This is a genomic window from Azospirillaceae bacterium (assembly GCA_028283825.1).
In the GTDB taxonomy this organism is placed as follows: Bacteria; Pseudomonadota; Alphaproteobacteria; order Azospirillales; family Azospirillaceae; genus Nitrospirillum.
Window position 1 is genome coordinate 193,125 of the sequence record JAPWJW010000005.1, and the last position, 23,595, is coordinate 216,719.

Consider the following 23,595-nt stretch of genomic DNA (forward strand, 5'->3'; position numbering starts at 1 on the left):
GGACGGCGCCTGGGGGCCGTTCCATTCTTCCTCCGCGGATGGGATGGCGGATGCCTCGCATACTGGTCGGCAGTGTTTATTTCCTTCGCCTGGATCCGGCGCGGTGGGCGGAACATCAGCCGTTTCCGCCGCTGGGCACCCTTTATGCCGCCGGCATGCTGCGGGCGGCCGGGCATGAGGTGCATTTTTTCGACGCCATGATGGCGGGCGCGGTGGCGGAATGGTCGGCGCGGGTGGCGGAGGTGCGGCCGGACGTGGCGGTCCTTTACGACGACAATTTCAACTACCTGTCCAAGATGTGCCTGTCTGCGATGCGGCAGGCGGCGCTGGACATGATCGCCGCCGCCACGGCCCTGGGCGCCAGGGTCGTCCTCTGCAGCGCCGACGCCGCCGACCACCCCGACCCCTATCTCGACGCGGGCGCCGGCGCCGTCATCGTGGGTGAGGGGGAATTGACCCTGGCGGAACTGACCGCCGCCTGGCGTACCGGCGCCGACGACCTGTCCGCCATCAAGGGGCTGGCCTGGCGCCGGGATGGCAAGACGGCGCGCACGCCGAAGCGCGAGGTGCTGCGGGACCTGGACGCCCTGCCGCCGCCGGCCTGGGACCTGGTGGAGATGGATGCCTATCGCCGGATCTGGCGCCGGCACCATGGTTTCTTCGCCCTCAACCTCGTCACTTCGCGCGGGTGCCCCTATTCCTGCAATTGGTGCGCGAAGCCCATCTGGGGCCAGGGGTACGCCGTGAGGTCCCCCCGGCAGGTGGCGGAGGAACTGGCGGGTCTGGTCTGCCGGGCCGCCCCCGACTACATCTGGTTCATGGATGACATCATGGGGCTGAAGCCCCGCTGGTGGGGGGAGTTCGCGGCCGCCATCGACGCGTTGGGCGTCAAGGTGCCGTTCAAATGCCTCAGCCGCGCCGACCTGGTGCTGCGCGAGGGGGCCGCCGATGATTTGAGGCGCGCCGGCTGCGACATCGTCTGGCTGGGGGCGGAGTCCGGCAGCCAGGCGATCCTGGACGCCATGGACAAGGATCTGTCGACGGCGGAAATCGCGAATGCCACGGCGACCTTGAAGGCCGCCGGCATCCGCGTCGGCCATTTCCTCCAGTTCGGTTATCCGGGCGAGGGGATGGCGGAGATCGGCCAGACCCTGGCCATGCTGCGCGCCACCCGGCCGGATGAGATGGGCATCTCCGTCTCCTACCCCCTGCCGGGGACGGTGTTCTTCGATCGGGTGCGAAACCAGTTGCGGGACAAGCGGCATTGGGACGTGTCGTCCGACATGGCCATGCTGTCCCGGGGCCCGTACACTACCGCCTTCTACCGCCACCTGCACCGCCATGTGCACCGGGACTTCCGCGTGCGCCGGGCGGTGGCGCAACTGCGCGGCGTGCTGGCCGGCAAGGCGGACGGTGGCGGCCATCTGCGGGCGCTGGCCTTCGTCGTCTATTGCTGTGTCGCCATTCCACTGTCCTGGGCGCGGCTGCACCTGCTGCGCCTGATGCCCCATTCCGCCGGCCCCGAGGTCGCACCCGGGGCGATGACGGGGGGCAAGGCGGCATCGTGACCGACATCCTGCTGACCCACGGCTATTTCCTGATGGAGGACCCGGCGGAGCGGGCGGTGATGAAGCCCTATCCGCCCTTGGGCCTGCTCTACCTCTCCTCCCACCTCAAGGCTTCTGGCTTCGGGGTGGCGGTGATGGACACCACCTTCATGGATATGGACGCGGCCCGGGCCGCCCTGGCGGCGAAGCGCCCCGGCGTGGTGGGCATCTACGCCAACCTCATGACCCGGGGAAACGCCCTGCGCCTGGCCGCCGCCGCCAAGGCCGTGGGCGCCACCGTCATCTTCGGCGGGCCGGAGCCGGCGAACTACGCCGGGGAATACCTGGCGCGCGGCGGCGACATCGTCGTGTCGGGGGAAGGGGAACTGACCCTGGCCGAACTGATCCCCCACCTGGCCCGCCACGGCCTGAGGGAACTGGACCAGATCCACGGCATCGCCTACCGGGACGCGGATGGCGGCGTGCGCCACACGCCGGCGCGCCGGCAGATCGCCGACCTGGACGCCCAGCCTTTCCCCGACCGGGGCGCCATCGATCTGGAGCGCTATCTGCAAACCTGGAAGACGCACCACGGCGTCCGTTCCGTCTCCCTCATCGTGGCACGGGGCTGCCCCTACACCTGCAACTGGTGCAGCCATTCCGTCTTCGGCCACAGCCATCGCCGCCGGTCCGCCCGGAACGTGGCCGATGAGATCGAGTTCATCCGCGACGCCTACGCGCCGGACCAGTTGTGGTTCGCCGACGACGTCTTCACCATCAACCAGAAATGGCTGGAGCAGTTCGCGGCGGAGATGAAGCGCCGGGGCCTGCGATACCCGTTTGAGACCATCACGCGGGAGGACCGCCTGAACGAGCGGGTGGCCGACCTGCTGGCGGATCTGGCCTGCTATCGCATCTGGATTGGTGCTGAAAGCGGGTCGCAGCGCATCCTGGACGCCATGCAGCGCCGTACCAACGCCGTGCGCATGCGCGACATGATCGCCCTGGTGCAGGACCGGGGCATCCGCGCCGGCACCTTCATCATGCTGGGTTATGACGGTGAGACGTGGGAGGACATCGACGCCACGGCGCGGCACCTGCGCCTGTCCGCCCCCGACGACGTGCTGACCACCATCAGCTATCCCATCAAGGGCACGCCCTATTACGACAAGGTGGCGGACCGTATCGCCGGCGGTGGCGCCTGGCATGAGGGCAGCGACCGGGCCCTGACCGTGGTGGGGCGCAAGTCCCGCCGCTTCTACCGCCACGCCCAGCGCTGGCTGGCGGCGGAAAGCCGGCTGGGCCGGCTGGAGGCGACGCCCGATCGCGACCTGCTGCGCCACGCCAAGGCGCGCGCGTCCTCGGCCCTCAGCCGCCTCGCCATGTACGCCACCCGGCACGAGGTCGACTATGGCTGAGCTTCCCGTCGCCGCCGCCTTCGACCGTTTCGCCGACGATTACGACGCCGGTTTCGCCCACAGCATTCCCGGCCGCTGGCTGCGCCATGCCGTCTGGCACCAGGTGGGGGCCCATGTCCGGCCGGGCATGCGGGTCCTGGACCTGGGGTGCGGCACGGGGGAGGATGCGCTGTGGCTGGCCCATGCCGGCGCCCGGGTGACGGCGGCCGACGGGTCGCCCGCCATGCTGCGGGTGACCGTCGACAAGGCCGCGCGCGCGGGCCTGGCCGACCGGATCGTCCCCCGGCAGGTTGACCTGAACGCGCCCGGCGACCTGTTCCTGGCGGATGGGGGCGGCCCCTATGACGTGGTGCTGTCCAATTTCGGGGCGCTGAACTGCGCCCTGGACCTGGCGCCCCTGGCCCGGGCCCTGGGGCGGGCGGTGGCCCCCGGCGGGGTCTTGGCCCTGGTCGTCATGGGCCGTTTCTGCGCGTGGGAGACGGCGTGGCACGGCGCACGCCTGCATCGCACGGCGGTGCGCCGCTGGCTCGGCCGCGCCACCGCCGACATCGGCGGCACCACCATCCCCATCCGCTATTGGACGCCGGGCGACGTCGCCCGCGCCTTCGCCCCGGCCTTCGACGCAATGTCCGTCCATCCGGTGGGCCTGTTCCTGCCGCCCTCGGATCTGTTCACCGGGCTGGTGCGCAACCCGCGCCGCCTGACCCGCCTGATGCGGTGGGAAAGGCGGGTGGGGGCCAGCACCGCCCTGGCCGGGCTGGCCGACCATCATCTGACCCTGCTGCGGCATGTCCAAGGGAAGCGCTGAGCCATGATCCTGTTCTACAACCCCGTCAGCTCCGCCTCCAAAAAGCCGGTCCTGCCCATGTCCCTGCTGGCCATCGGCGCCATGCTGGAAGGGCGGGAGGACTACCGCATCATCGACGGCAACCTGGTGCCCGATGGGCTGGCGGCGCTGCGCCAGGCGCTGGTCGAGACCAAGGCCGACATCCTGTGCGTGACGGTGATGCCGGGGCCGCAACTGTCCAACGCCTCCCCCATCTGCCGGGCGCTGAAGGCGGAATTCCCCCAGCTCTCCATCCTGTGGGGCGGCTATTTTCCCAGCCTGCACGGCCAGATCGTGATGCAGGAGCCGTACGTGGACTACGTTTTCCGTGGCCATTGCGAACTGGCGTTCGGTGATTTCGTGCGCAAGGTGCGGATGGGGGAGGATGTGACCGGCCTACCCGGCCTGGGCTGGCGCGACGCCGGGGGCAAGGTGCACTTGAACCAGAAGCCGCCGGTGCCCGACATCAACGCGCTGCCGGACTTCCCCTACCACCGGGTGGACATGGACGCCTATGTCCGTTCGTCCTTCCTGGGTTCACGCACCGTCGCCCACCATGCCAGCTACGGCTGCCCCTTCCAGTGCAATTTCTGCGCGGTGGTGCACAAGGTGAACGGCCGTTATTCCGCCCAGACGGCGGAACGCACGGCCGCCGTGGTGGAAAAGCTGGTGCGTGAGCATGGCGCCACGGCGGTGGAGTTCTACGACAGCAACTTTTTCGTCCACGAGGCCCGCTGCGCGGAATTCGCCGAGCGCATCACCCCCCTGGACATCGGCTGGTGGGGCTTCGGCCGCGCCGACACCATGCTGAAGTTCAGCGACGCCACCTGGGCCAAGATGCGCCGGAGCGGCCTGAAGATGGTGTTCATGGGCGCTGAGTCCGGCGACCTGGAAACCCTGAAGCGGATGAACAAGGGCGGCAAGCAGGACGGCAACGCCATCCTGGCGGTGGCGGAAAAGATGCGCCGCCACGACGTGGTGCCGGAGATGTCCTTCATCATCGGCAATCCGCCGAACCCGGACAAGGATGCGGAAAACACCATCCAGTTCATACGGATGCTGAAGAAGGTCAATCCGGCGACGGAGATCGTCTTCTACATCTACAGTCCCGTGCCGGTGGAAGGCGCCATGCTGCAGGAGGCGCAGGCCGCGGGTTTCGAATACCCCAAGGACGTCGCCACCTGGACCGAGGCGAAGTGGGAGAAGTTCGCCCAGCACCTGTCGTCCAACCTGCCGTGGATGAACGACAGGATCCGCCGCAGGATCGGCAACTTCCAGCGCGTGCTCCACGCGGCGTACCCCACCATGACCGACACCCGCCTGACCCGCACCGGCCGTTTCGCCCTGCGCACCATGGCCTCCTGGCGCTACAGGACGCAGTTCTACGACTTCCCGATCGAACTGCGCTTGCTGGACAAGGTGTTCCCCTATCAACGTCCTGAGATCCAGGGGTTCTAGGCCGTGGCCGTGTTTCCCCTGGTCCGCAGGTGGCGGGGCCAGCGCCTGGCCCGGGTGCCGGTGGTCACCCTGATGCCGCACAGCCGTTGCAACTGCCGCTGCGTCATGTGCGACATCTGGAAGGCCAACCGCGGCGGCACCAGCCTGGAACAGGCGGCGGCGGACCGGCTGGTGGACGACTTCCGCGCCCTGGGGGTGCGTTGGGTGGTGCTGTCGGGTGGGGAGGCGTTGATGCATCCCAACCTGTGGGCCCTGTGCGCGGCGCTGAAGACCCTGCCGCTGAAAATCACCCTGCTCAGCAGCGGCCTGCTGCTGGAACGCCACGCCGCTGGCATCGTGGATTGGTGCGATGAGGTCATCGTGTCGCTGGACGGGCCGGGCGCGACGCACGACCGCATCCGGGGCATCAAGGGCGCCTATGCCGCGCTGGCCGCCGGTGTGGGCACGCTACGCCGTCATCGCGCAGACTATCCCGTGGCGGCGCGCTGCGTCATCCAGCGGGGCAATTTTCGGGAACTGGCGGCCACCGTCGACGCCGCCAAGGCCATCGGCCTGGACGGCATCTCCTTCCTGGGGGCCGACCTCGCCTCCACCGCCTTCAACCGGCCGCTGGGCTGGGAGGATGGGCGGGTGGAGGAGGTGGGGCTGGCCCCCGCCGAATGCGACGCGCTGGACGCCACCATCGACGCGCTGGCGGCCAGCCACGGCGGCGACTTCGCCGGCCGTTACATCCAGGAAAGCCCGGCGCGCCTGCGCCGCATCAGCGCCCGGTACCGCGCCGCTCATGGGTTGGCGCCGGCCCCACCCGTGCGCTGCAACGCGCCCTGGGTTTCCACGGTGGTGGAGGCCGACGGCACGGTGCGGCCCTGTTTCTTCCATGAACCCGTCGGCAACCTGCGCGACGGTCCCCTGCCGGACATCCTGAACGGCCCGGCGGCGCGGACCTTTCGCGCCGGACTGGACGTGGGGACCAACCCCACCTGCCAGCATTGTGTTTGCAGCCTCAAGCTATGAGCATCGTCATGTCGAATCCCCAGCCGGCCCCGCCGCCGCCGTCCGTCTCCACCGCCACCCGGTTGCTGTGGACGCCCTGGACGGCGGCCAAGCGTGCCGTGCTGCGCCGCCGCCTGGGCCGGGCGGTGTTCGAGCGGATCCGGGGCCGGTCCTTCGTGGTCTGGCCGGGGGTGTTCAACCCCGTGGTCTTCCGCACCGGCCGCTTCCTGGCGGAATTCATCGCCACCAGCCCCCGGCTCCAGCCCGTGCCGGAGGGGGCGACCGCCCTGGACGTGGGCACGGGCTGCGGCGTGCTGGGCATCTTCGCGGCCCTGCGCGGCTATCAGGTGACGGCGGTCGATGTGGTGCCGGAGGCGGTGTCCTGCGCCCGGGCCAACGCCATCCTGAACCGGGTGCCGGTGGAATTGCGCCAGGGCGACCTGTTCGCCCCGGTGGCCGGCCGCGCCTTCGACGTGGTGCTGTTCTCCTTGCCCAAATTCCGGGGCACGCCCACCACCTCGTTCGAACAATCCTGGCGCAGCCCCGACGTCATTGATCGGCTGGCCGCCGAACTGCCGGTCATGCTGAAGCCCGGCGGCCGCGCCTATTTCGTGCTGACCAGCCATGGCGACTGCGCCGGCATGCTGGACGGCCTGGCCCGGGCCGGCCTGGTGGTGGAACGGGTGCTGTGGCGACATTTCGGGGTGGAAACGCTGGCGATCTATTCCGCGACGTCACCCTAGATTCAGGGTGTGGCTGGACTGGGGGACGCGGAAGGAATAGGATTAAATCATATTCCGGCTAAGGAGCCAGCGCATGCGGACCACCCAGCAACTGAGCATCACCCTGCCCAATGAAATGGCGGAGGCGGTGAAGGCCAAAGTGCAGGCTGGCGAATATGCTAGCGAAAGCGAAGTGATACGGGATGGTCTTCGGGCGCTGATGGCACGGGATCGGGCCGTGGAAAACTGGCTGCACAGCCAGGTCGGTCCCGCTTATGACGCGCTGAAGGCTGATCCGTCCCAAGCTGTCACCGTCGATCAGGTGCGTGCCCGCTTGGCCGCTGAACACGCCAAAAGGACGCGATGACCTATCGTGTCATCTTCAGCCCCCTGGCCCAGGAACAGTTGGCCGCGCTGTACCACTATATCGCGGGGGTGGCTTCACCCGACATTGCCGCCGGGTATACCGAAGCGATCGTGACCTATTGTGAACGCCTATGCGGCCATCCATATCGCGGGACCATGCGTGATGACGTGAGGCCCGGTCTGCGCATCACCAATTACAGGAAGCGCGCGGTGATCGCTTTCGACATAGACGCGGATCTTATTTCCATTGTCGGCATCTTTTATGGCGGCCAGAACTACGAGGCCATTTTGCAAGAGGATGCCGACGCTGGCGGGGATATTGACCCCTCCATCACCTGACGGACGGTTCATCACAGCCGAACCGCGATAGCAGCGCGCCCGTATCCATTTGAGGCCGCAGCGCCGCCAGCATGTCCGCGACGTTCATGCGCACGTGCTTGGCCCCGTCGCCCACTACCAGGCGGCCGAAGCCCGGCGGGGCGCCCAGGCGGTCGTCCACCAGCATCGGCTGGCCCGCCCGGACCACCAGCAGGATGTCGGCCGGTCTCAGGGCGTAGAAGGCATCCCACGGGTGATCGGCAGCGCGCCGGGCGATGACCAGGTCGTCGGGGGCCCTGTGCCGCCAGAAGCGGGCGGCGTGGGATGTGAGGCTGGCGAACAGGTCGGCATCCGCCACGCGGCCGCGGGCCTGGCGCAGATGGTCCCACAGGGTACCAGGGGCGGAGATGGTGGCGTCGGTGCCGAACAGCAATCGGGTGTGGCGCAGGGCGGTGGCGGCGTCGGCCGTGCGGCCGAACAGGAACAGGTTGCTGGCGGGGCACCACACCAGGGCCGCCAGGTGCCGGAAATCGTCGCCCTCCAGGCTCACGCCATGGACGCCGGCGACGGCGCGGTGGAGCAGGTTGCCCTTCAGGAACGCCAGGGCGCGGCGGCGGCTGTCGGCCGTCACGCCTTCCGCCAGGTGCGCCACCGCCGGCCCCAGGCCGGCCAGCCAGCGCCAGGGGGCGGCCAGTTCCGGCGAATGCAGGTCCTGATAGGGCGCCAGCACGCGGATGGGGCCATCAATGGCGGCACCGCCATGGTCGGCCACGGCCGTCACGCCCCACAGAAGGTTCTTCAGCAGCCCGACCTGAAGGCGCAAGGGGGCGGGGATGGCCTCGATGCGGGTGACCAGCGCCCGGTCCGCCTGCACGTCCCGGCTCCATCCCAGGAAGTCGTCATAAGGGGGATCGCCCATGGGCGGATAGCAGCTGAAGGCCAGATGGTCGTGGGAATTGACCAATCCCGGAAAGGCGATGCAGTCGCCCAGCCGCCGGCCGTAGGTCGCCGCCATGTCCGTCAGGATGGCGGGCCGTGGCATGGGGCCTATCCAGATGGGCGCCATCAGGGCGCCTGCGTTCCAGCAGGGGGCAGGCGATAGGCCAGCAGGCCCAGCGCCTCATGCGCCGCCAGGTCCAGGTGCGCCAGATTGGCGGCCAGGGACAGGTGGGTTTCGGGCCCCCGGGCCGTGGTCAGGTAATCCGACGGCCACGCGACAACCGGCCAGCCGACGCGGGCGGCTGACAGCATGGCCCGGGGCATGTGATAGGCCGACGCCACCAGCAACCAGGTCTGCCCGGGCGCCGGTTGGGCCATCCGCTTGGCCAGCACCAGGTTTTCCAGCGTGGTGCGCGACAGCACCTCATAGGTGACGCGAGCGTCATCCAGGCCCAGACCGGCCAGGATGTGGCGCGCCACCCCGGCCTCCGGCATGCCGGGGGCGCCCAACTCGCCCGATCCGCCGCTGAAGACCACGCGCGCCTCCGGATGGCGCCGTGCCAGGGCGGCGGCCTCCAGCAACGTGCCGCCGTCCGGGCCCACGCCGGGCACGCCCCGGTCGTGCAGCACTTCGCCATTCAGGCCTTCGCCCAGGATGAGGATGCCGTCGACGGCGGCGGGTTCCGCCGCCGGGCGGGGGTACAGCCCCTCAAGGGAGCGCAAGGTCCAGTTGCCCACCGGCAGGGTTAGCAGCGCCAGCAGCGTCACGGCACAGGCCGTGGCCGGCGCCACCGCCGCCGGGTGACGCCGGGCCGCCAGCACGGCGGCGGCGATGGCCGTCCACACCAGCACGTGGCTGGGCGCTGCCAGATACCAGCCGATCTTGGAAACGGTGAAGAATTCCAGCGGCGGCATCATGGTGCGCCGCGCATCAAGTGTTTGAATTTACACCGTATACTTCTACGCTTCCAACCCATGTGGAGAGAGGGGGCGCCATGGCCATGCCGACGGTGACAAGGGCGCCGATGCGCCTGCTGCGCGGCCTGGGGCGGTGGCGCCGTTCCCCCCGGCGCTTCCAGCCGTTCAGCTATACCCGGCCGGACCGTTACCCCTGGCTGTTCCGCTTCGTGCGCGACCGGCTGGGCGATGGGCCGGACCGCCGCCTGTTGTCCTTCGGCTGCTCGGCAGGGCAGGAGGTGGCCAGCCTGCGCCGCCTGTTTCCTGAGGCTGGGCTGAAGGGTATCGACATCGACCCGCGCAACATCGCGGACGCCCGTGCCCTGGGGCTGGCGGGCGTGGACTTCGCCGTGTGCGACAGCACGATGGGGGAGGCGGCCGGCACCTTTGACGCCATCTTCTGCCTGGCGGTGCTGTGCAACGGCACCCTGACCACCACCGGCGCCCGGCGCTGCGATCCGGTGCTCCACTTCGCGACGTTCGAGGCCATGGTGGCCGATTTCGCGCGCTGCCTGAAGCCTGGCGGCCTGCTGTGCCTGGTCACCACCAACTTCCGCTTCCGCGACACCCGGGTGGCCGCCGGCTTCGACGTGGCGCTCACCATCCCCCCCGACCGGCTGGCGCCCGATGTGGTGTTCGGGCCGGACAACCGCCTGATGGCGGGGGAACGCTATACCGACGTCGTCTTCGTCAAGCGCTGACACTGACCTAGAAAACATACTGGACCAGCAGGCCGATGGTCTGGACCGTGTAGTTCTCCGGAATGACGCCCAGATAGGTGTTGTTGTTGATCACGCCCGCCGTGAGGCCGGTGTAGTGGAAGTCCACCACCCGCTCATAATTGAAACGATAGTACAGGCGGTAGGACAGTTCCTCCGACACCTGCCAGCGCACGTCGGTTTGCAGGGCGTGGCTGTCGTAGGTGATCGCGGGGAAGCTGTTGCCGGCCTGTGCCGGCGTCAGGCTGTTGAAAAAGGCGCCTGTGCCGGCGAAGGCGTAGTCGATGGCCGTGCTGGCCCGGGTGAAGGTGTAGTCCGTGTTCAGCGAGATGACGCCCCAGCTATGGTGGGCGTTCAGGCCCACGGTGTAGTTGTCCGACCCCACCGTTTCCGTCCAGGCGTTGGCCAGGGGATAGCCCGGGCCGCCGGCGCTGCCGCTGGTGCCGGATCCGGTGGCGTTGATGTTGGCCACTCCCCGGTCCTGGTTCTGGTAGGTGACATATCCGGTGAAGGTCGTGGCCGCCGACAGCTGGTAGGTGTAGGCGGCGGTGATGTCATAAGCGTGGGTGGCCTGCAGGCCGTAGGCGGCATCGTATTCATCCACCTTCAGGCTGCCGGTCAGTTGCAGGTCGCTACGGGGTGACAGGATGTAGTTGGCCTGGCCGCGCAGCGCGTGTTCGCTGCGGTTGGCCACGTCGAACTTGCGCAGGTCCGCCAGGGCGAAGGCGGGATCGCCCGCCGGCGTGGCCGGGATGTAGCCGGGCAATGCCGACGAATAATAAGGCGTGTAGGGGTTGGACTGGTAATCGCTGCCGATGCGCCGCGCGAATTCATAGGACAGGCGCGCGGTGCCCCATTCATAGCCGGTGGTGCCCACCTGGACCCGGGCGATGTTGTCGTGGGCGTCCGTGATCTCCCGCACCGTGTGGTCGATGGTGTCGTTCTCAAAGGACAGGTCCAGCTTCCAGTGGGTGTCCAGGCGATAGGCCGCCTTGGCCGTGACCTGCAGGTCGTTGTTGGCGAAGGGCATGTTGCGGATCTGGACCAGGCTGCCGGGCGTGTTGGCCTGGTAGATGCCGCTCAAGGATGGGATGAAGGGCGCCAGCCCGCCGTCGATGGCGATGTAGCCGTATTGCCCCGTCTGTGGGTTGTAGGCGACGTAGTTGGTGTGGTTGGCCTCATCCCGGTCGCGCACCTCCACCGTCAGGCCCAGGTCCGGGCTGACGGTGTAGTGGTATTGCGCCACCGCGTTCAGGATGTTGATGGCGGCGTCGGCCGTGGGCTGGCTCAGCGCCGACGCGCTGTTCCATTGGTTCAGGTTGATGGTGTTGGCGCCGCTGGTGATCAGGCCGCTTCCCGTGGTGGGGGCCTGCAACGCGTCATCCTGGCGCATCAGGCTGTAGGAAAGGCTGGCGGTGAAGCGCGAGGTGGGCGAGAGCTGCACCGCCAGGTCGCCCTTCACGGTGTGATAGTCGTTGTTGGGCGCCAGGCTCAGCCGGCCGGTCTGCGGGACGTAGGCGCCGGCCGTGGTGTTGGAGGTGAGGCCCGGGTTCTGCCAGGTCAGTTCCAGGACGTCGTTGCGGAAGAAGGACCCGGCATAGGACAGGTTGGCCTGGAAGTTCTGTTCCTTGTAGCGGACGCCGCCGGTGACATCGACGGTGTGGTAGTGGATGGGCTGGATCAGCTGGGTCGCGCCGTTCTGGAAGGGATAGCCGAAGGTGGCGCTGATGGGTTGGGTGCCGTCGCGCTGTTCATCGGAGATTTTCAGGAACAGCTCGGTGTGCTCATCCGCCGTGTAGGTCAGGGAACTGCCGGCCTTTTCCCGCAGGATGCGCAGGGTGCTAGGCCCCACCGCCGCCGCCACGGCGTTGACCTGGGCGGCGGTGGACCCGCCGGGCGTCAGGCCGCCGCGCAGGGTCAGGTTGCCGGTGCCGGCCCCGTCCCACAGCGACTTGGCGGTGGTGGAGAAGGTGTGCGGGATGCTGTCGAAATAGGCCTGCAGGTCGTAGACGCCGTAGCGGCCCACATCCACCTGGTAATACTGGTCGCTGCGGCCGACGTTCTGCCCGATGGCGGAGATGTGCAGCGCGGTCTTGCGGTTCTCCGCCTGGAAACCCAGGCTGGTGATGGTGACGCCGTTTTTCCAGTCGCCGTACTCGTTCAGTGCTGCCGAGCGGCTGTCCTGGCCGAAGGTGCCCATGATGCCGCCCTCGAACCAGCCCTGGGTCCACCAGTCGGGGTCGCTCTTGCTCTGCGTCATCTCCGGTGTGCGGAAGGGCACGGGATACATCAGGCCCGTGGGCGTGCGCGTCACGTCGTCGATGATGGACAGGCCGTCATCGTCCCGCGCCCGGTTCATCACCTGGGCCGTGGGGTTCAGCACATTGCCCGGGCCGCCATAGCCGGTGGTGCCGCTGTCGGCGCGGGCCGCCGTCACCGCGATGGGGGCGGCGGCCATTTCCAGGACGGTGGCCACGATCAGGCGGCGGGTGAGGGATGCCGGACGATGTCTCATCGTTCGAACCGCGCGCCGGAGGGACTGTTGGATCCGTGGATGTTCACATGGCAGGTCTGGCAACTGGTGGCGATCAGCCGCGGGTCGGGCATAGGGCCGCGCGCCATGTTGCCGGCCGTCAGCAGGCCGCCCGGATGGCCGTCCTGCGAGTGGCACTGCTGGCACAGCACCGGGCGCGGCGCGTTCAGCAGGTTCTCGAAGTTCGATCCATGGGGCGAATGGCAGTTCAGGCAGCTTTCCCGCACCGGCGCATGCTCGAACAGGAAGGGCCCGCGTTTGTCGGCATGACAGGTGAAGCAGACCTCGTTCACGCTGTCGGCCTTCAGCAACGGCGCCGTGGTCGATCCGTGCGGGTTGTGGCAGTCGGTGCAACTGAGCTTGCCTTCCAGCAGGGGCATGTGCGACCGGCGGGCGAATTCCGCGTGCTGGGCCTTGTGGCACTGGAAGCAGGTCTCATTGATGCTTTCCCGGGCCGTCAGGCCGCGCGCGCCGAAGGTGGTCATGGGGTTGTGGCAGTCGGCGCAGCCCAGCTGGTTGCTGTCATGCACGCTGTCATGCCAGAAGATGCGCTGGCCGCCGGCATGGCAGGTCAGGCACTGGCCGTTCTGCTCCGCCACCGGGGTTTTGCTTTTCTTGGAAAAGCTGATGATGGTGGTGAGGTCCGACGGGTCCTCGACATGGGCGGAGCCCGGGCCGTGGCAGGCCTCGCAATTCTGCGCCTGCAACTCCGTGCGCGGGTTCTGCTGAAAGACCTTGGCGTGCACGGTGTGCGCCCAGTTGGCCGCCTCCTGCTGATGGCAGGTCTCGCACGTCTCCCGCCCGACATAGGTGCGCTGGGGCTTTTCCTCGGTCTTGGCGGGCGCTGGCGGCGGGGCGTCCGCCTTTGGCGGTTCCGCCGCGTAGCTGGCCAGGCGCGTCCATTTGGAGGCGGCCGGGGCGGGGGCTTGCGTCGCCGGTGCCACGACCATCTCCATGTCCACATGCGCGGCGTCCATGTGCGCGGCATCCATGTGCATGGCCCCGGGGGGCATGGCGGCGATGTCGCCGTCGATGCGTCGCAGGGCGTCGGCGTCCACATGGCCGGCATGGATGCGCGTCATCTCCGCCCGCAGGGCCGCCTGGTCGGGCGGCACCACCGGCGTCTCGGCCCAGGCCAGGCTTGCCAGGCCGCAGGCCAGCAGCAGGGCCAGGGCACCTGCCCGCATCATTGCGGCGCCAGGGACTTGAGGTAGGCCACCACGTCCTGGCGCTGCTGCTCATCCGCCAGGCTGAAGGGCATCTTGTTGGAAACCGATGGGTCGCCGACGAAATCGCCCAGGTATTTATGCGGGTTGGCCAGGTAGGCGACGATGGTGTCCTCGCTCCACACCAGGCCCTTGGCCGCCGCCTGCCGCACGGCCGGGGAATAGGCATAGCCGGCGATGCTGCCGGCCGGGCGGCCGACCACGCCGAACAGGCTGGGCCCCACCTTGTTCACGCCCTGCTCCGCCGAATGGCAGGCGGCGCATTTCTTGAAAATCTGGGCGCCGTTGGCGGCGTCGCCCGCGGCGTGCGCGAACCCTGTGCCCCCCAGGGCGAAGGCCAACATCAGCGCGGCGGAGAACAGGTGTCGTTTCGGCGTCATACGGCGGCTCCCTTTGTCCCTGTCCCCTCAGACGGGTGGGGCCGGCCGGATATTCCCCGGACGCCTTGAAAAAGCGCGTGGCGCGGCGCGCGCTTCCAAACCCGGCGCAGTGAAAGGTGCGGGGGCGGGGGCACGGCATGGTGCCGCCGTGGCAGTCGGCCTTGATGGATCGGCCCGATGTGGCGCTGGCGCCGACCGCCCGCCGATCTTCCATGGCGGCCGCTGCCGCAAAGCTGCCTACGCATCGAGACGGCCCCGGCCACCTTCGCCAACCCAGTGGCGGATGGTTCCGCTGCCCGGCACATAGGGCGGTGATCCTTGCGGGGAAACGCTTCAAGGCGGAGCCAAGCCGGCGTGTTGGAGGCCAGTGTCAGTATATATAGTGATTACTCCGTCAGGGCCGCCAATAATTGCACAAATGAGGCCGTTTTTGGCGTATCCCGCAAAAGCAGATAGTGGAATCAAGTATAGCGAGCAAACAGCTAAGGCGCTGGGTGCGACGCAGAGCTATGGCACGGCCAACGCGCTGAACGGGTACAGTTCGGTTAACGGCAACGCCTATGGGTACGATGGCCGGGGAACGTGACCACGGCGGGCGCTTTGATCGCCATGAGCTACGACAGCCGCAACATGCTGACGCGGTACGCGCAGGGCGGCACGGTGCAGAGCATGGGGTACTACCCCGAGGGCGGGCGGGCGTGGAAGCAGCTGAACGGCGTGACGACGCTGACGTTCGAGGCGCTGGGGGTGGAGTGGGGCGACTACGACGTCAACGGCAATCTTGTGCGGCGGTACGTGCGCTCGACGGCCACGGGCGGCCCCGGCGGCGGGGACGTCATGGGATGGGTGGACAGCAGCGGGGCCCGCTCGCTGGCGGTGCACGACCGCCAGGGCAGCGTGGTGACGGTGCTGAACGCGTCGGGCCAGTCCATCAGCGCCTATTACGCGTACAACGACTTTGGCCAGAGTGCACAGGACGGGCAGACGGGATCGCCGTATCGGTACGCCGGCATGCGGTATGACGAGATCGGGCTGTACGTCACGCCCAACCGGACCTACGTGCCGGGGATCGGCAGGTGGTTGCAGATGGATCCCATCGGGATCAAGGACGGGCTGAACCGCTATGCGTATGTGGGGAACAATTCGCTTGGGTTGACTGATCCGACGGGGCTTGCGGGTTGCTGTGCCGCTGCGGGCATGGGCGCTGCTGAAGCTTCCGAGGCTGCGTTGGCGGAAGAACGAGCTGCTGCTGCGGCTGCTGTTGGTGAGGAAGAGGCCGGTGCCGTAGGTGCTGCGGGAATGGGCCAAATGCGGATGGCCCCAGGAGCGCTCAGGGCTATAGCCGAGCATGGGCCCGGATCTGAGATGGGATGGGCTGCAGAACAGGCTCTTGAGGAGATTGATGGCGCGATTCACCGCGGAATCGACGCAGTAAAAGGAGTATTTAGGGGAGCAAGTGGCGGAAGTCCGGCTCTGAAAGGTGATGATTATCATCCAGACTCTGTTGACCTGCGGATTAAGCCTGAGTACAGGGCAAATCCGGCTCACGATGCTAGTAGGGGTGATTTGTTTAATCCGAGAAAGTCACCTGAGCCATTTGATGCTGCGCAGGTATATGCAGGTTCTGTTCGCGGAGGGATGGGGACCTGGTATAGTCAGGGTGAAAAAGGTTATTATCGGTATTTCTCAGACAATGCTGGAGGGGTGCATTTTAGTGGAATATTGCCGGAAGCAGAGGTTCCTAATTCGATCCTTAAACAAATTGGTAGGTAGAGATGATTGTTGGGAACAAGGAATCATTCGCGATTGAGTATGAGTATGATATTAATTTTGGCGGAGAATGGCTTTTTGGGAAGGTATGTTATTGGATATTCGGAAATGCTGTGGGTAATTTCGATCTTGGTACATCGTTGAGGGATTTCTTATTCCAAATGGCGCCGATAGTTCGCGACCGTGGAAATAGAGCTGGTAGTTCTTTTTGTAGAGAACCTATCAATAATATTTTTGAAAAAATAGACCAGGTGTTGTGGGGGGAGAGTACGATCGATATCGATCTAGATATGCCCGCTCGTTTTGATGTAAGGGTTCCGGTAGATGTTTTTGATTTATGGAGGATTTACCTTATCGATTGCGGGGATTGTTCCTTGATCGCTTATAAAATGACGACATATCCAAATTTTATTGTAAACTCTATTAGAGTTGGGGAATTCGACTTGGTAGTTCGTGAGGTTTATGAAAGAATCAATAAAGAGTATGAAGCAAATATTGGCGTTGAATTCTAGCTGCAAGTTATTGGCGGCGGCGGGGGTAAAGAGGCTGTTATCCCCTGACAGTCGCCCCCTCTGGCCAGAGTGCTCAGGACGGGTAGACGGGCTCGCCCTACCGCTACGCCGGCATGCGGTATGATGAGATCGGGCTCTACGTCACCCCCAACCGCACCTATGCGCCCGGCATTGGGCGCTGGTTGCAGATGGATCCGGCGGGGATCAAGGACGGGCTCAACCGCTATGCTTATGTAGGCAACGATCCCTTAGGGCTGGTTGACCCATCGGGCCTGGCAGGCTGTTGCCGTGTTGGGGGGGGGGCTGCTGAAGCCTCCGAGGCTGCATTGGCGGAGGAGCGAGCGGCCGCTGCGGCAGCCGTTGGTGAGGGGGGAGCTGGTGCTATAGGTGCTGTAGGAATGGGCCGAACGAGTCTGGCCCCTGGAGCTTCTCAGGCTATAGCCGAACATGGGCCTGGATCTGAGATAGGGTGGGCCGTAGGGCAGATTGCTGCTGATGCTGAAGCGGCGTTTGGTGGGGTTTCGAAGGCTGAGAGTACCACTGGAGGCGCGATCCAGACATATTGGCCTCCTAATAGAGGTTTCCAGGACGCGCCTGCGGCTGAATATTTACGAGTTGGTGCCCGTGTTGATAGGTATGGGTATGAAGGGGGAACATTTGTTGCTCCCGAAGGTACGCCTAATATAATGCGTGCTCTTGAACCTGGTACTACATCGAAGCCCTATAATGTATATGAGGTAACAAAATCGCTTTTGGTTCAATCTGGAAAATCTGCCCCATGGTTTGGTCAGCCTGGGCAAGGCACGCAGTATGAGCTTCCAATGTCTGTGCGGGATGCCATTTCTAATGGATATTTGAGGAGGATGGGGGATTGACTCGAGATGATTTTATGAATTCCATCAATGCGTTGGGAATAGATGTAGATTCTTTCGATTTACAAAATGTCCGGAATGAGTGTTATATTCTGGAGAAGAAAGGTTCATTCTGGTGTGTTTTTTATAGTGAGCGCGGAATTGAAACAGGTATTAGGCAATTTCTCTCGGAATCAGAGGCTCTAGAATATTTACTTTCGGTATTAAAAGCTGAGTTCTTCTGAGTTATTGGCGCAGAATGCGCAGGCCGGATCGCCGTATCGGTATGCGGGCATGACGGCTTCGGGCGTGTGGCGTCGCTGCGCTATCCGGACGGGGCGTCGGACGGCTATGGCTACGATGCCAACGACAACCAGACCAGTACGGTGCAGCGGGACGGCACGACGGCGACGATGAGCTACGACGCGGCCAACCGCCTGGTGACGGTGTCGCGGCCGAACCTGCCGGTGGTGACGCTGGGGTATGACCTGATCGGGCGTCTGCGGCGGCAGGCGACGTCGGACGGGTCGTCCGGGCGGACGCTGGGGTATGACGGGTCGAACCACCTGGTGACGGCGACGACGCAGGTGCCGCGTCCTGGTGGCGGGCCGGTCAGCCTGAGCATGAACTTCGGCTACGACGCGGCTGGGAACCGGACGTCGGCGACGTGGCCCGACGGTTCGACGGTGACGTGGAGTTATGACGGCCTTGCGCGGGTTTCGGCGGTCAAGGACGGGGGCTACACCTGGGTTGGGTATGGATATGACCCGCTGAGCCGGAAGACGGGGACGTGGCGAGGCCCGAGTTCGACCGCTGCGGTGATGACGAACACGTACGGCTATGACGCGGCCATGTCACCTGACGTTCCTGGGCGCCGGTTGGAACGGCGGGGCGATCAACTATGCCTACGCCTATGATGGGGCGGGGCAGCTGACGTCCACCACGGTGGACAACGACGGTTTCCTGTCGACGGTGGGTGCGACGCAGAGCTATGGCACGGCCAACGCGCTGAACGGGTACAGTTCGGTTAACGGCAACGCCTATGGGTACGATGGCCGGGGGAACGTGACCACGGCGGGCGCTTTGATCGCCATGAGCTACGACAGCCGCAACATGCTGACGCGGTACGCGCAGGGCGGCACGGTGCAGAGCATGGGGTACTACCCCGAGGGCGGGCGGGCGTGGAAGCAGCTGAACGGCGTGACGACGCTGACGTTCGAGGCGCTGGGGGTGGAGTGGGGCGACTACGACGTCAACGGCAATCTTGTGCGGCGGTACGTGCGCTCGACGGCCACGGGCGGCCCCGGCGGCGGGGACGTCATGGGATGGGTGGACAGCAGCGGGGCCCGCTCGCTGGCGGTGCACGACCGCCAGGGCAGCGTGGTGACGGTGCTGAACGCGTCGGGCCAGTCCATCAGCGCCTATTACGCGTACAACGACTTTGGCCAGAGTGCCCAGGACGGGCAGACCGGATCGCCGTACCGGTATGCGGGCATGCGGTATGATGAGATCGGGCTGTATGTGACGCCCAACCGCACCTACGTCCCCGGCATCGGGCGCTGGTTGCAGATGGACCCCAGCGGCATCAAGGACGGGCTCAACCGGTACGCCTATGTAGGCAATGACCCGCTGAGCCAGTACGATCCGCTGGGCTTGCAGGCCATGGGGGTGTGGGTGCCCGAAGGGCCGTTGCCGGTGTACCTGCCGCCTGAGTTAGCACCTGGCTCGCCTCAGGGCATACAAGCTGGAAATGTGCTGGCGGGGAACATCACCCAAGGACTTGCTAATCTGGGGAACTTTGCTCAAAGCGTTCCAGATCGTATCATCGCTGGTGGCATTGCTGGTGCGCTAATGCTCAACAAGGCGTTCTCTGATAAAGAAGGGGAGGGGCCGCAGGTTAATCCAAATAAGCAAGGTAAGCATCAACCTGGCCACAGAAACTTCCAGCCTGGTAAGAGTGAATTGACGCACCCAGACCCCCAAGAACTCGTCGATAAAGGCGCAGGAACTGGGCAGCAAGTGGGCAGCACGCCGGTAGGCGATGCAGGTTCAAAAGAGCGCGTGGATTTTGGGGAAAACATTGGGACTCATGTTGATCCTGTTACTGGGGATCGAAATCCGACGGATATTGGGATTATCCACTACGGAAAGGATGATGTTCATATAGTGCCCGCACGGCCAAATCCGTACTAGGTGGAGGTAAAGATGCCCGTTGATGTGAGCTTAATGTTGTCCGCGCAGAGAGCCTTCCTTGGTCGAATTCATCCTGAGATTCGAATGATAAAAGTAAAGGTAATCGATAAAAGATTGGAATTATGTTCAATTTTAGATAGTCATATCAGTGACAGAGCGCGCGATGACATATCTGAAGCCATAACGGAAATTATAGCTGACTTTCCTGTCGTAGATGATTTCATAGAACGCTTAGAAATTTCTTCGGACGCGCTTCCCAAGGAAAATGTAATTGAGGAAGGTTGGATATATCAGCGCGCTGAGTAAATCAGATCTATTAAAAGAAGACGGACGCGACTGATGGTGCGGGTTCTCTGTGCTGGAAAACGTGCGTCAGGGGGCTCGCCGGGCTAAACTGCCTCCCATCGGGCGAACGCGCCCGGTAAGCCGTTGGAACCACCGGGAAAAAGGAGGCTCGGTACGACACCTCGCGTCAGGGTGTTGTGATTGGCCAGAGTGCACAGGATGGGCAGACGGGATCGCCGTATCGCTACGCCGGCATGCGGTATGACGAGATCGGGCTGTACGTCACGCCGAACCGCAGCTACGTGCCGGGGATTGGGCGCTGGTTGCAGATGGACCCCAGCGGCATCAAGGATGGGCTGAACAGGTATGCCTACGTGGGGAACAATCCGCTTGGGTTGACTGATCCGACGGGGCTTGCGGGTTGCTGTGCCGCTGCGGGCATGGGCGCTGCTGAAGCTTCCGAGGCTGCGTTGGCGGAAGAACGAGCTGCTGCTGCGGCTGCTGTTGGTGAGGAAGAGGCCGGTGCCGTAGGTGCTGCGGGAATGGGCGAAATGCGGATGGCCCCTGGAGCTGCTCAGGCTATAGCCGAACATGGGCCTGGATCTGAGATAGGGTGGGCCGTAGGGCAGATTGCTGCTGATGCTGAAGCGGCGTTTGGGCGGGCGGTCGATGCGGTAAAGGGGGCATTTGGTGGTGGGAAAGTTGGCGCCACCGAGGAAATGAATTTGGCCAGTTGAACCGCGCCGGGATTGTCGGAGGCGTTTTGGTTTGAGTCAGGCGGCCATCGCCGGGGTGTCCGTCATGGCGTGGAAGCGAGCCTCAGCTTCGGCGGGCGGGATGTTGCCGATGGGGCCCAGGATCCGCCGGTGGTTGAACCAATCGACCCATTCCAGGGTGGCGTATTCGACGGCCTCGAAGGATCGCCATGGTCCACGCCGGTGGATCACCTCGGCCTTGTAGAGACCGTTGATGGTTTCCGCCAGGGCGTTGTCGTAGCTATCCCCGACACTGCCGACCGAGGGCTCGATCCCGGCGTCGGCCAGGCGCTCGGTGTATTTGATGCTGACGTATTGAACGCCCCTGTCCGAATGGTGAACCAGGCCGCCGTGCTTGGCCGGTCGCCTTTCATGCAGGGCCTGCTCCAGGGCGTCGAGCACGAAGGCGGCATGGGCTGTCCGCGACACCCGCCAGCCGACGATGCGCCGGGCGTAGGCGTCGATGACGAAGGCCACGTAGACGAAGCCCTGCCAGGTGGCGACGTAGGTGAAGTCCGACAGCCACAGCATGTTCGGCCGGGGCGCATAGAACTGCCGATTGACATGGTCCAGCGGACAGGGCGCCGCCTTGTCGCTCACCGTCGTCTTCACTGGCTTGCCCCGGATCACACCTCGCAGGCCCAGGTCCCGCATCAGTCGGGCGACCGTGCAGCGCGCGACGGCGTGGCCCTCCCGCTTGAGCTGATGCCAGACCTTGCGCACGCCGTAGACGGCGAAGTTCTCGTCGAACACCCGCCGTATCGCGACCTTCAACCGCGTGTCCCGCTTGGCCCGCGCCGGCAGGCGGTCCGGGTCGGAGCGCCGCGACGCATGCCGGTGATAGGTGGACGGGGTGATCGGCAACACCTGGCAGATCGGCTCGACCCCGTGCGCACCCCGATGCTCATCGATGAAGGCGATCATGGCTTGAACCGGCGGTCGAGCTCCGCCGCCGCAAAATACGCGCTCGCCTTGCGCAGGATCTCATTCGCTTGGCGCAGTTCCCGGTTCTCCCGTTCCAGCGCCCTCAGCCGTTCCGCAACGTCGCTGGGCACACCGGCCCGCGTGCCTGCTTCAACCTCGGCTTTCTTCACCCATTCGTTCAGCGTCTGGCCCGAACAGCCGATCTTCGCCGCGATCGACATCACCGCCGCCCAACGGGACGGATGATCCTTCTCATGATCCAGCACCAGCCGCACAGCGCGGGACCGAACTTCGGGGGAAAACTTGTTCGTCGTCTTGCTCATCGTGGCTTCAGTCTCTCAGGAGTGAAAGCCTCCGACAATCCCGGCGCGGTTCACCCTGGCATCGGATGGTGCTTGGGGCATCTTGCTCTTAAGCTGTTCATGATAGAGCGGAACGCGATCAGGTGATTCCACCTGATCGCGTTCCGCTCTAACGCAAGTAGCGCCCCTCCTTGTTCAATTCCTGGCGAATTGCCTGCATCAGGTCGTTGGCGGTGATGGTGGCCGGTTTCCGCTCCACTGCCAGCAGGCAGGCGTAGCGCAGCACGTTCAGGATGCTGCCGCCGGCCAGTTCGTGATCCGTCGCCAGGCGCTCCAAATCCACGTCCGCGGCCAGGTCGAACGGCTGGTCCTGGAAATTGTCCCGCCACAGTCGCAGGCGCGCGTCCGTATCCGGCATGGGAAACAGGATGGAGGATTGGAAGCGCCGGGTGAATGCCTCATCCATATGGGCGCGCTGGTTGGTGGCCAGGATGACCACGCCCGGGAAATCCTCCAGCCGTTGCAGCAGATAGGCGATCTGCTGGTTGGCGGAGCGGTCGTTGGCGCTGCGCGTTTCCGTGCGTTTCCCGAACAGGGCGTCGGCCTCGTCGAAGAACAGGATCCAATTGCGGTGCTGGGCCTGGTCGAACAGGTTGCCCAGGTTCTTTTCCGTCTCACCGATCCATTTCGACACGACGCGCGACAGGTCCACCCGATAGACCGCCAGGCCATGCGCCTTGCCCAGCAGGCTGGCGGTCAGCGTCTTGCCCGTTCCCGGCGGCCCATAGAACAGGCTGCGGTAACCGGGCTTCAGACGCTTGGCCAGGCCCCAGCCGTTCATCAGCGTGTCGGCGTGGCGGATCCAGCGGCGGATCATCTCCACCTGGGCGCGGGTGGGTGTGTCCAGCACCAGGTCGTCCCAGTCCAGCGCGGTGGTGATGCGCTGGGCCGGAAACTCGGGACCGGGCGGCGGCTGGTAGTCCCCCCCGCTCAACAGCCGTTCCAGATATTCCGGTGACAGTCGCAGCAGGGCCGACGGTGGCGGCTCCTCACCGCCGCGATGGTCCGGCGCCAGGATGCCCTGGACGGTCAGGCGATGCTCGGCCGCGAACAGGGGGCGGTGGGCCAGGCGCCGGGCCCGGTCGCCCCCGGCCAGCAGAAACAGCGCCGTCTCCGCCGTGGGCAGGAAGCCCGCGTGCGCTTGGCCGATGTGGCCGCCGAACTCGCTGAAGCGCCGGCCTATGGCCTGGTTCTGGATGAGGAAGGGGTCAAGCAGTTCCGGCGCCAGATGGGGGATGAGGGCCAGGATCAGGACCAGCCGCTCCGCCGCGTCCAGGCGAAGGTCGCGCACCAGCCGGGCGTAGGGGGCGTCGCCCTTGGGTAGGCGGGGTGGCGGCGGCAGGCCGCCCGCCGGTGGCGGCGCGCCGTCGCGGGGCGCGTGTGCGGCGAAGCGGTGCTCCAGCACCCGCTGGAACCACGCGATCTCCAAATCCAGCACGCGGCCGTTGGCGGCATGGATCGCGGCGGCATCCGGGCCGGCCGGGCCTGTGCCGGCAGGATTGGGGCCAATGGGATTGGGGTGGCGCGCGCTCTCGCTCATC

General features: G+C 65.5%; 22 protein-coding genes and 1 other annotated feature. Of the genes, 15 read left to right on the forward strand and 7 right to left on the reverse strand.

Going from position 1 to position 23,595, the window contains the following annotated elements:
* Positions 1–50: 50 nt before the first annotated feature.
* The 8 genes from PW843_27610 to PW843_27645 all read left to right on the forward strand — a co-directional run bounded on the left by PW843_27610 (position 51) and on the right by PW843_27645 (position 7,669).
* Positions 51–1,568 (forward strand): radical SAM protein, encoded by a 1,518-nt coding sequence (locus PW843_27610; GenBank protein MDE1150332.1) that lies wholly within the window; start codon positions 51–53, stop codon positions 1,566–1,568.
* Positions 1,565–2,965, forward strand: a complete 1,401-nt coding sequence (locus tag PW843_27615) for a radical SAM protein (GenBank protein ID MDE1150333.1) — start codon at positions 1,565–1,567, stop codon at positions 2,963–2,965. The genes PW843_27610 and PW843_27615 overlap by 4 nt, the downstream gene beginning before the upstream one ends.
* A complete protein-coding gene (locus PW843_27620; protein ID MDE1150334.1) occupies positions 2,958–3,773 on the forward strand; it encodes a class I SAM-dependent methyltransferase in 816 nt (271 codons plus the stop codon). Before PW843_27615 ends, PW843_27620 begins: the two co-directional genes overlap by 8 nt.
* 3 nt (positions 3,774–3,776) lie before the next feature.
* On the forward strand, positions 3,777–5,249 hold the full coding sequence (locus tag PW843_27625; GenBank protein MDE1150335.1) for a radical SAM protein: 1,473 nt from the start codon (positions 3,777–3,779) through the stop codon (positions 5,247–5,249).
* 3 nt (positions 5,250–5,252) lie between these two features.
* Positions 5,253–6,263: a radical SAM protein gene (locus PW843_27630; GenBank protein MDE1150336.1), complete on the forward strand. Its 1,011-nt coding sequence runs from the start codon at positions 5,253–5,255 to the stop codon at positions 6,261–6,263.
* An 8-nt stretch (positions 6,264–6,271) separates the two neighbouring features.
* Positions 6,272–6,985, forward strand: coding sequence for a methyltransferase (locus PW843_27635; GenBank protein ID MDE1150337.1), 714 nt, complete (start codon positions 6,272–6,274; stop codon positions 6,983–6,985).
* Positions 6,986–7,058: 73 nt separating this feature from the next.
* Positions 7,059–7,331 (forward strand): type II toxin-antitoxin system ParD family antitoxin, encoded by a 273-nt coding sequence (locus PW843_27640; protein MDE1150338.1) that lies wholly within the window; start codon positions 7,059–7,061, stop codon positions 7,329–7,331.
* Positions 7,328–7,669 carry a type II toxin-antitoxin system RelE/ParE family toxin gene (locus tag PW843_27645; GenBank protein ID MDE1150339.1) on the forward strand — a complete coding sequence of 114 codons (342 nt, stop codon included), beginning with the start codon at positions 7,328–7,330 and terminating at the stop codon, positions 7,667–7,669. Before PW843_27640 ends, PW843_27645 begins: the two co-directional genes overlap by 4 nt.
* Here PW843_27645 and PW843_27650 read toward each other — a convergent pair.
* On the reverse strand, positions 7,662–8,690 hold the full coding sequence (locus PW843_27650; protein ID MDE1150340.1) for a hypothetical protein: 1,029 nt from the start codon (positions 8,688–8,690) through the stop codon (positions 7,662–7,664). The genes PW843_27645 and PW843_27650 overlap by 8 nt on opposite strands.
* Positions 8,691–8,713: 23 nt before the next feature.
* Complete coding sequence (locus PW843_27655; protein ID MDE1150341.1) at positions 8,714–9,505, reverse strand: YdcF family protein; 792 nt, start codon at positions 9,503–9,505, stop codon at positions 8,714–8,716.
* A 77-nt stretch (positions 9,506–9,582) separates the two neighbouring features.
* Here PW843_27655 and PW843_27660 point away from each other — a divergent pair, with 77 nt between their 5' ends.
* Positions 9,583–10,245: a class I SAM-dependent methyltransferase gene (locus PW843_27660; GenBank protein ID MDE1150342.1), complete on the forward strand. Its 663-nt coding sequence runs from the start codon at positions 9,583–9,585 to the stop codon at positions 10,243–10,245.
* Positions 10,246–10,252: 7 nt separating this feature from the next.
* On the opposite strand, the gene PW843_27665 is transcribed toward PW843_27660, so the two are convergent.
* Genes PW843_27665 through PW843_27675 form a run of 3 tightly spaced genes read right to left on the reverse strand, consistent with a single transcriptional unit; the run spans position 10,253 to position 14,402 of the window.
* A complete protein-coding gene (locus PW843_27665) occupies positions 10,253–12,778 on the reverse strand; it encodes an MtrB/PioB family outer membrane beta-barrel protein (GenBank protein MDE1150343.1) in 2,526 nt (841 codons plus the stop codon).
* A complete protein-coding gene (locus PW843_27670; GenBank protein ID MDE1150344.1) occupies positions 12,775–13,986 on the reverse strand; it encodes a DmsE family decaheme c-type cytochrome in 1,212 nt (403 codons plus the stop codon). Before PW843_27670 ends, PW843_27665 begins: the two co-directional genes overlap by 4 nt.
* Positions 13,983–14,402 (reverse strand): c-type cytochrome, encoded by a 420-nt coding sequence (locus tag PW843_27675; GenBank protein ID MDE1150345.1) that lies wholly within the window; start codon positions 14,400–14,402, stop codon positions 13,983–13,985. The genes PW843_27670 and PW843_27675 overlap by 4 nt, the downstream gene beginning before the upstream one ends.
* 609 nt (positions 14,403–15,011) lie before the next feature.
* On the opposite strand from PW843_27675, the gene PW843_27680 reads away from it, so the two are divergent.
* The 6 genes from PW843_27680 to PW843_27705 all read left to right on the forward strand — a co-directional run bounded on the left by PW843_27680 (position 15,012) and on the right by PW843_27705 (position 20,750).
* Complete coding sequence (locus PW843_27680) at positions 15,012–16,175, forward strand: RHS repeat-associated core domain-containing protein (GenBank protein MDE1150346.1); 1,164 nt, start codon at positions 15,012–15,014, stop codon at positions 16,173–16,175.
* Positions 16,176–16,177: 2 nt separating this feature from the next.
* Positions 16,178–16,684, forward strand: a complete 507-nt coding sequence (locus tag PW843_27685) for an Imm42 family immunity protein (GenBank protein MDE1150347.1) — start codon at positions 16,178–16,180, stop codon at positions 16,682–16,684.
* Between the two features lie 1,162 nt (positions 16,685–17,846).
* Positions 17,847–18,452, forward strand: a complete 606-nt coding sequence (locus tag PW843_27690; GenBank protein MDE1150348.1) for a hypothetical protein — start codon at positions 17,847–17,849, stop codon at positions 18,450–18,452.
* A 28-nt stretch (positions 18,453–18,480) separates the two neighbouring features.
* Positions 18,481–19,728, forward strand: coding sequence for a polymorphic toxin type 50 domain-containing protein (locus PW843_27695; GenBank protein MDE1150349.1), 1,248 nt, complete (start codon positions 18,481–18,483; stop codon positions 19,726–19,728).
* Positions 19,729–19,740: 12 nt separating this feature from the next.
* A complete protein-coding gene (locus PW843_27700; GenBank protein ID MDE1150350.1) occupies positions 19,741–20,034 on the forward strand; it encodes a hypothetical protein in 294 nt (97 codons plus the stop codon).
* A 176-nt stretch (positions 20,035–20,210) separates the two neighbouring features.
* On the forward strand, positions 20,211–20,750 hold the full coding sequence (locus PW843_27705; protein MDE1150351.1) for an RHS repeat-associated core domain-containing protein: 540 nt from the start codon (positions 20,211–20,213) through the stop codon (positions 20,748–20,750).
* 36 nt (positions 20,751–20,786) lie between these two features.
* Here the strand turns inward: PW843_27705 and PW843_27710 are convergent.
* Together PW843_27710 and PW843_27715 are read right to left on the reverse strand one after the other, a co-directional pair.
* Positions 20,787–22,015, reverse strand: a protein-coding gene (locus tag PW843_27710; GenBank protein ID MDE1150352.1) for an IS3 family transposase whose coding sequence is annotated in 2 segments (ribosomal slippage) — positions 20,787–21,727 and positions 21,727–22,015 — 1,230 coding nt in all. Because the reading frame shifts where the segments join, the coding sequence is not laid out codon by codon here.
* Positions 21,618–21,734, reverse strand: a sequence feature (AL1L pseudoknot). (Overlaps the previous gene by 117 nt.)
* A gap of 148 nt (positions 22,016–22,163) precedes the next feature.
* Complete coding sequence (locus PW843_27715; protein ID MDE1150353.1) at positions 22,164–23,594, reverse strand: ATP-binding protein; 1,431 nt, start codon at positions 23,592–23,594, stop codon at positions 22,164–22,166.
* Position 23,595 lies beyond the last annotated feature (1 nt).

Bases quoted from the DNA above. Each gene is read 5' to 3' on its own strand.
- PW843_27610 (MDE1150332.1), top strand. From the start codon at position 51: ATGCCTCGCATACTGGTCGGCAGTGTTTATTTCCTTCGCCTGGATCCG.
- PW843_27620 (MDE1150334.1), top strand. From the start codon at position 2,958: ATGGCTGAGCTTCCCGTCGCCGCCGCCTTCGACCGTTTCGCCGACGAT.
- PW843_27625 (MDE1150335.1), top strand. From the start codon at position 3,777: ATGATCCTGTTCTACAACCCCGTCAGCTCCGCCTCCAAAAAGCCGGTC.
- PW843_27635 (MDE1150337.1), top strand. From the start codon at position 6,272: ATGTCGAATCCCCAGCCGGCCCCGCCGCCGCCGTCCGTCTCCACCGCC.
- PW843_27640 (MDE1150338.1), top strand. From the start codon at position 7,059: ATGCGGACCACCCAGCAACTGAGCATCACCCTGCCCAATGAAATGGCG.
- PW843_27645 (MDE1150339.1), top strand. From the start codon at position 7,328: ATGACCTATCGTGTCATCTTCAGCCCCCTGGCCCAGGAACAGTTGGCC.
- PW843_27650 (MDE1150340.1), bottom strand. From the start codon at position 8,690: ATGCCACGGCCCGCCATCCTGACGGACATGGCGGCGACCTACGGCCGG.
- PW843_27655 (MDE1150341.1), bottom strand. From the start codon at position 9,505: ATGATGCCGCCGCTGGAATTCTTCACCGTTTCCAAGATCGGCTGGTAT.
- PW843_27660 (MDE1150342.1), top strand. From the start codon at position 9,583: ATGGCCATGCCGACGGTGACAAGGGCGCCGATGCGCCTGCTGCGCGGC.
- PW843_27665 (MDE1150343.1), bottom strand. From the start codon at position 12,778: ATGAGACATCGTCCGGCATCCCTCACCCGCCGCCTGATCGTGGCCACC.
- PW843_27670 (MDE1150344.1), bottom strand. From the start codon at position 13,986: ATGATGCGGGCAGGTGCCCTGGCCCTGCTGCTGGCCTGCGGCCTGGCA.
- PW843_27675 (MDE1150345.1), bottom strand. From the start codon at position 14,402: ATGACGCCGAAACGACACCTGTTCTCCGCCGCGCTGATGTTGGCCTTC.
- PW843_27680 (MDE1150346.1), top strand. From the start codon at position 15,012: ATGAGCTACGACAGCCGCAACATGCTGACGCGGTACGCGCAGGGCGGC.
- PW843_27685 (MDE1150347.1), top strand. From the start codon at position 16,178: ATGATTGTTGGGAACAAGGAATCATTCGCGATTGAGTATGAGTATGAT.
- PW843_27700 (MDE1150350.1), top strand. From the start codon at position 19,741: ATGCCCGTTGATGTGAGCTTAATGTTGTCCGCGCAGAGAGCCTTCCTT.
- PW843_27715 (MDE1150353.1), bottom strand. From the start codon at position 23,594: ATGAGCGAGAGCGCGCGCCACCCCAATCCCATTGGCCCCAATCCTGCC.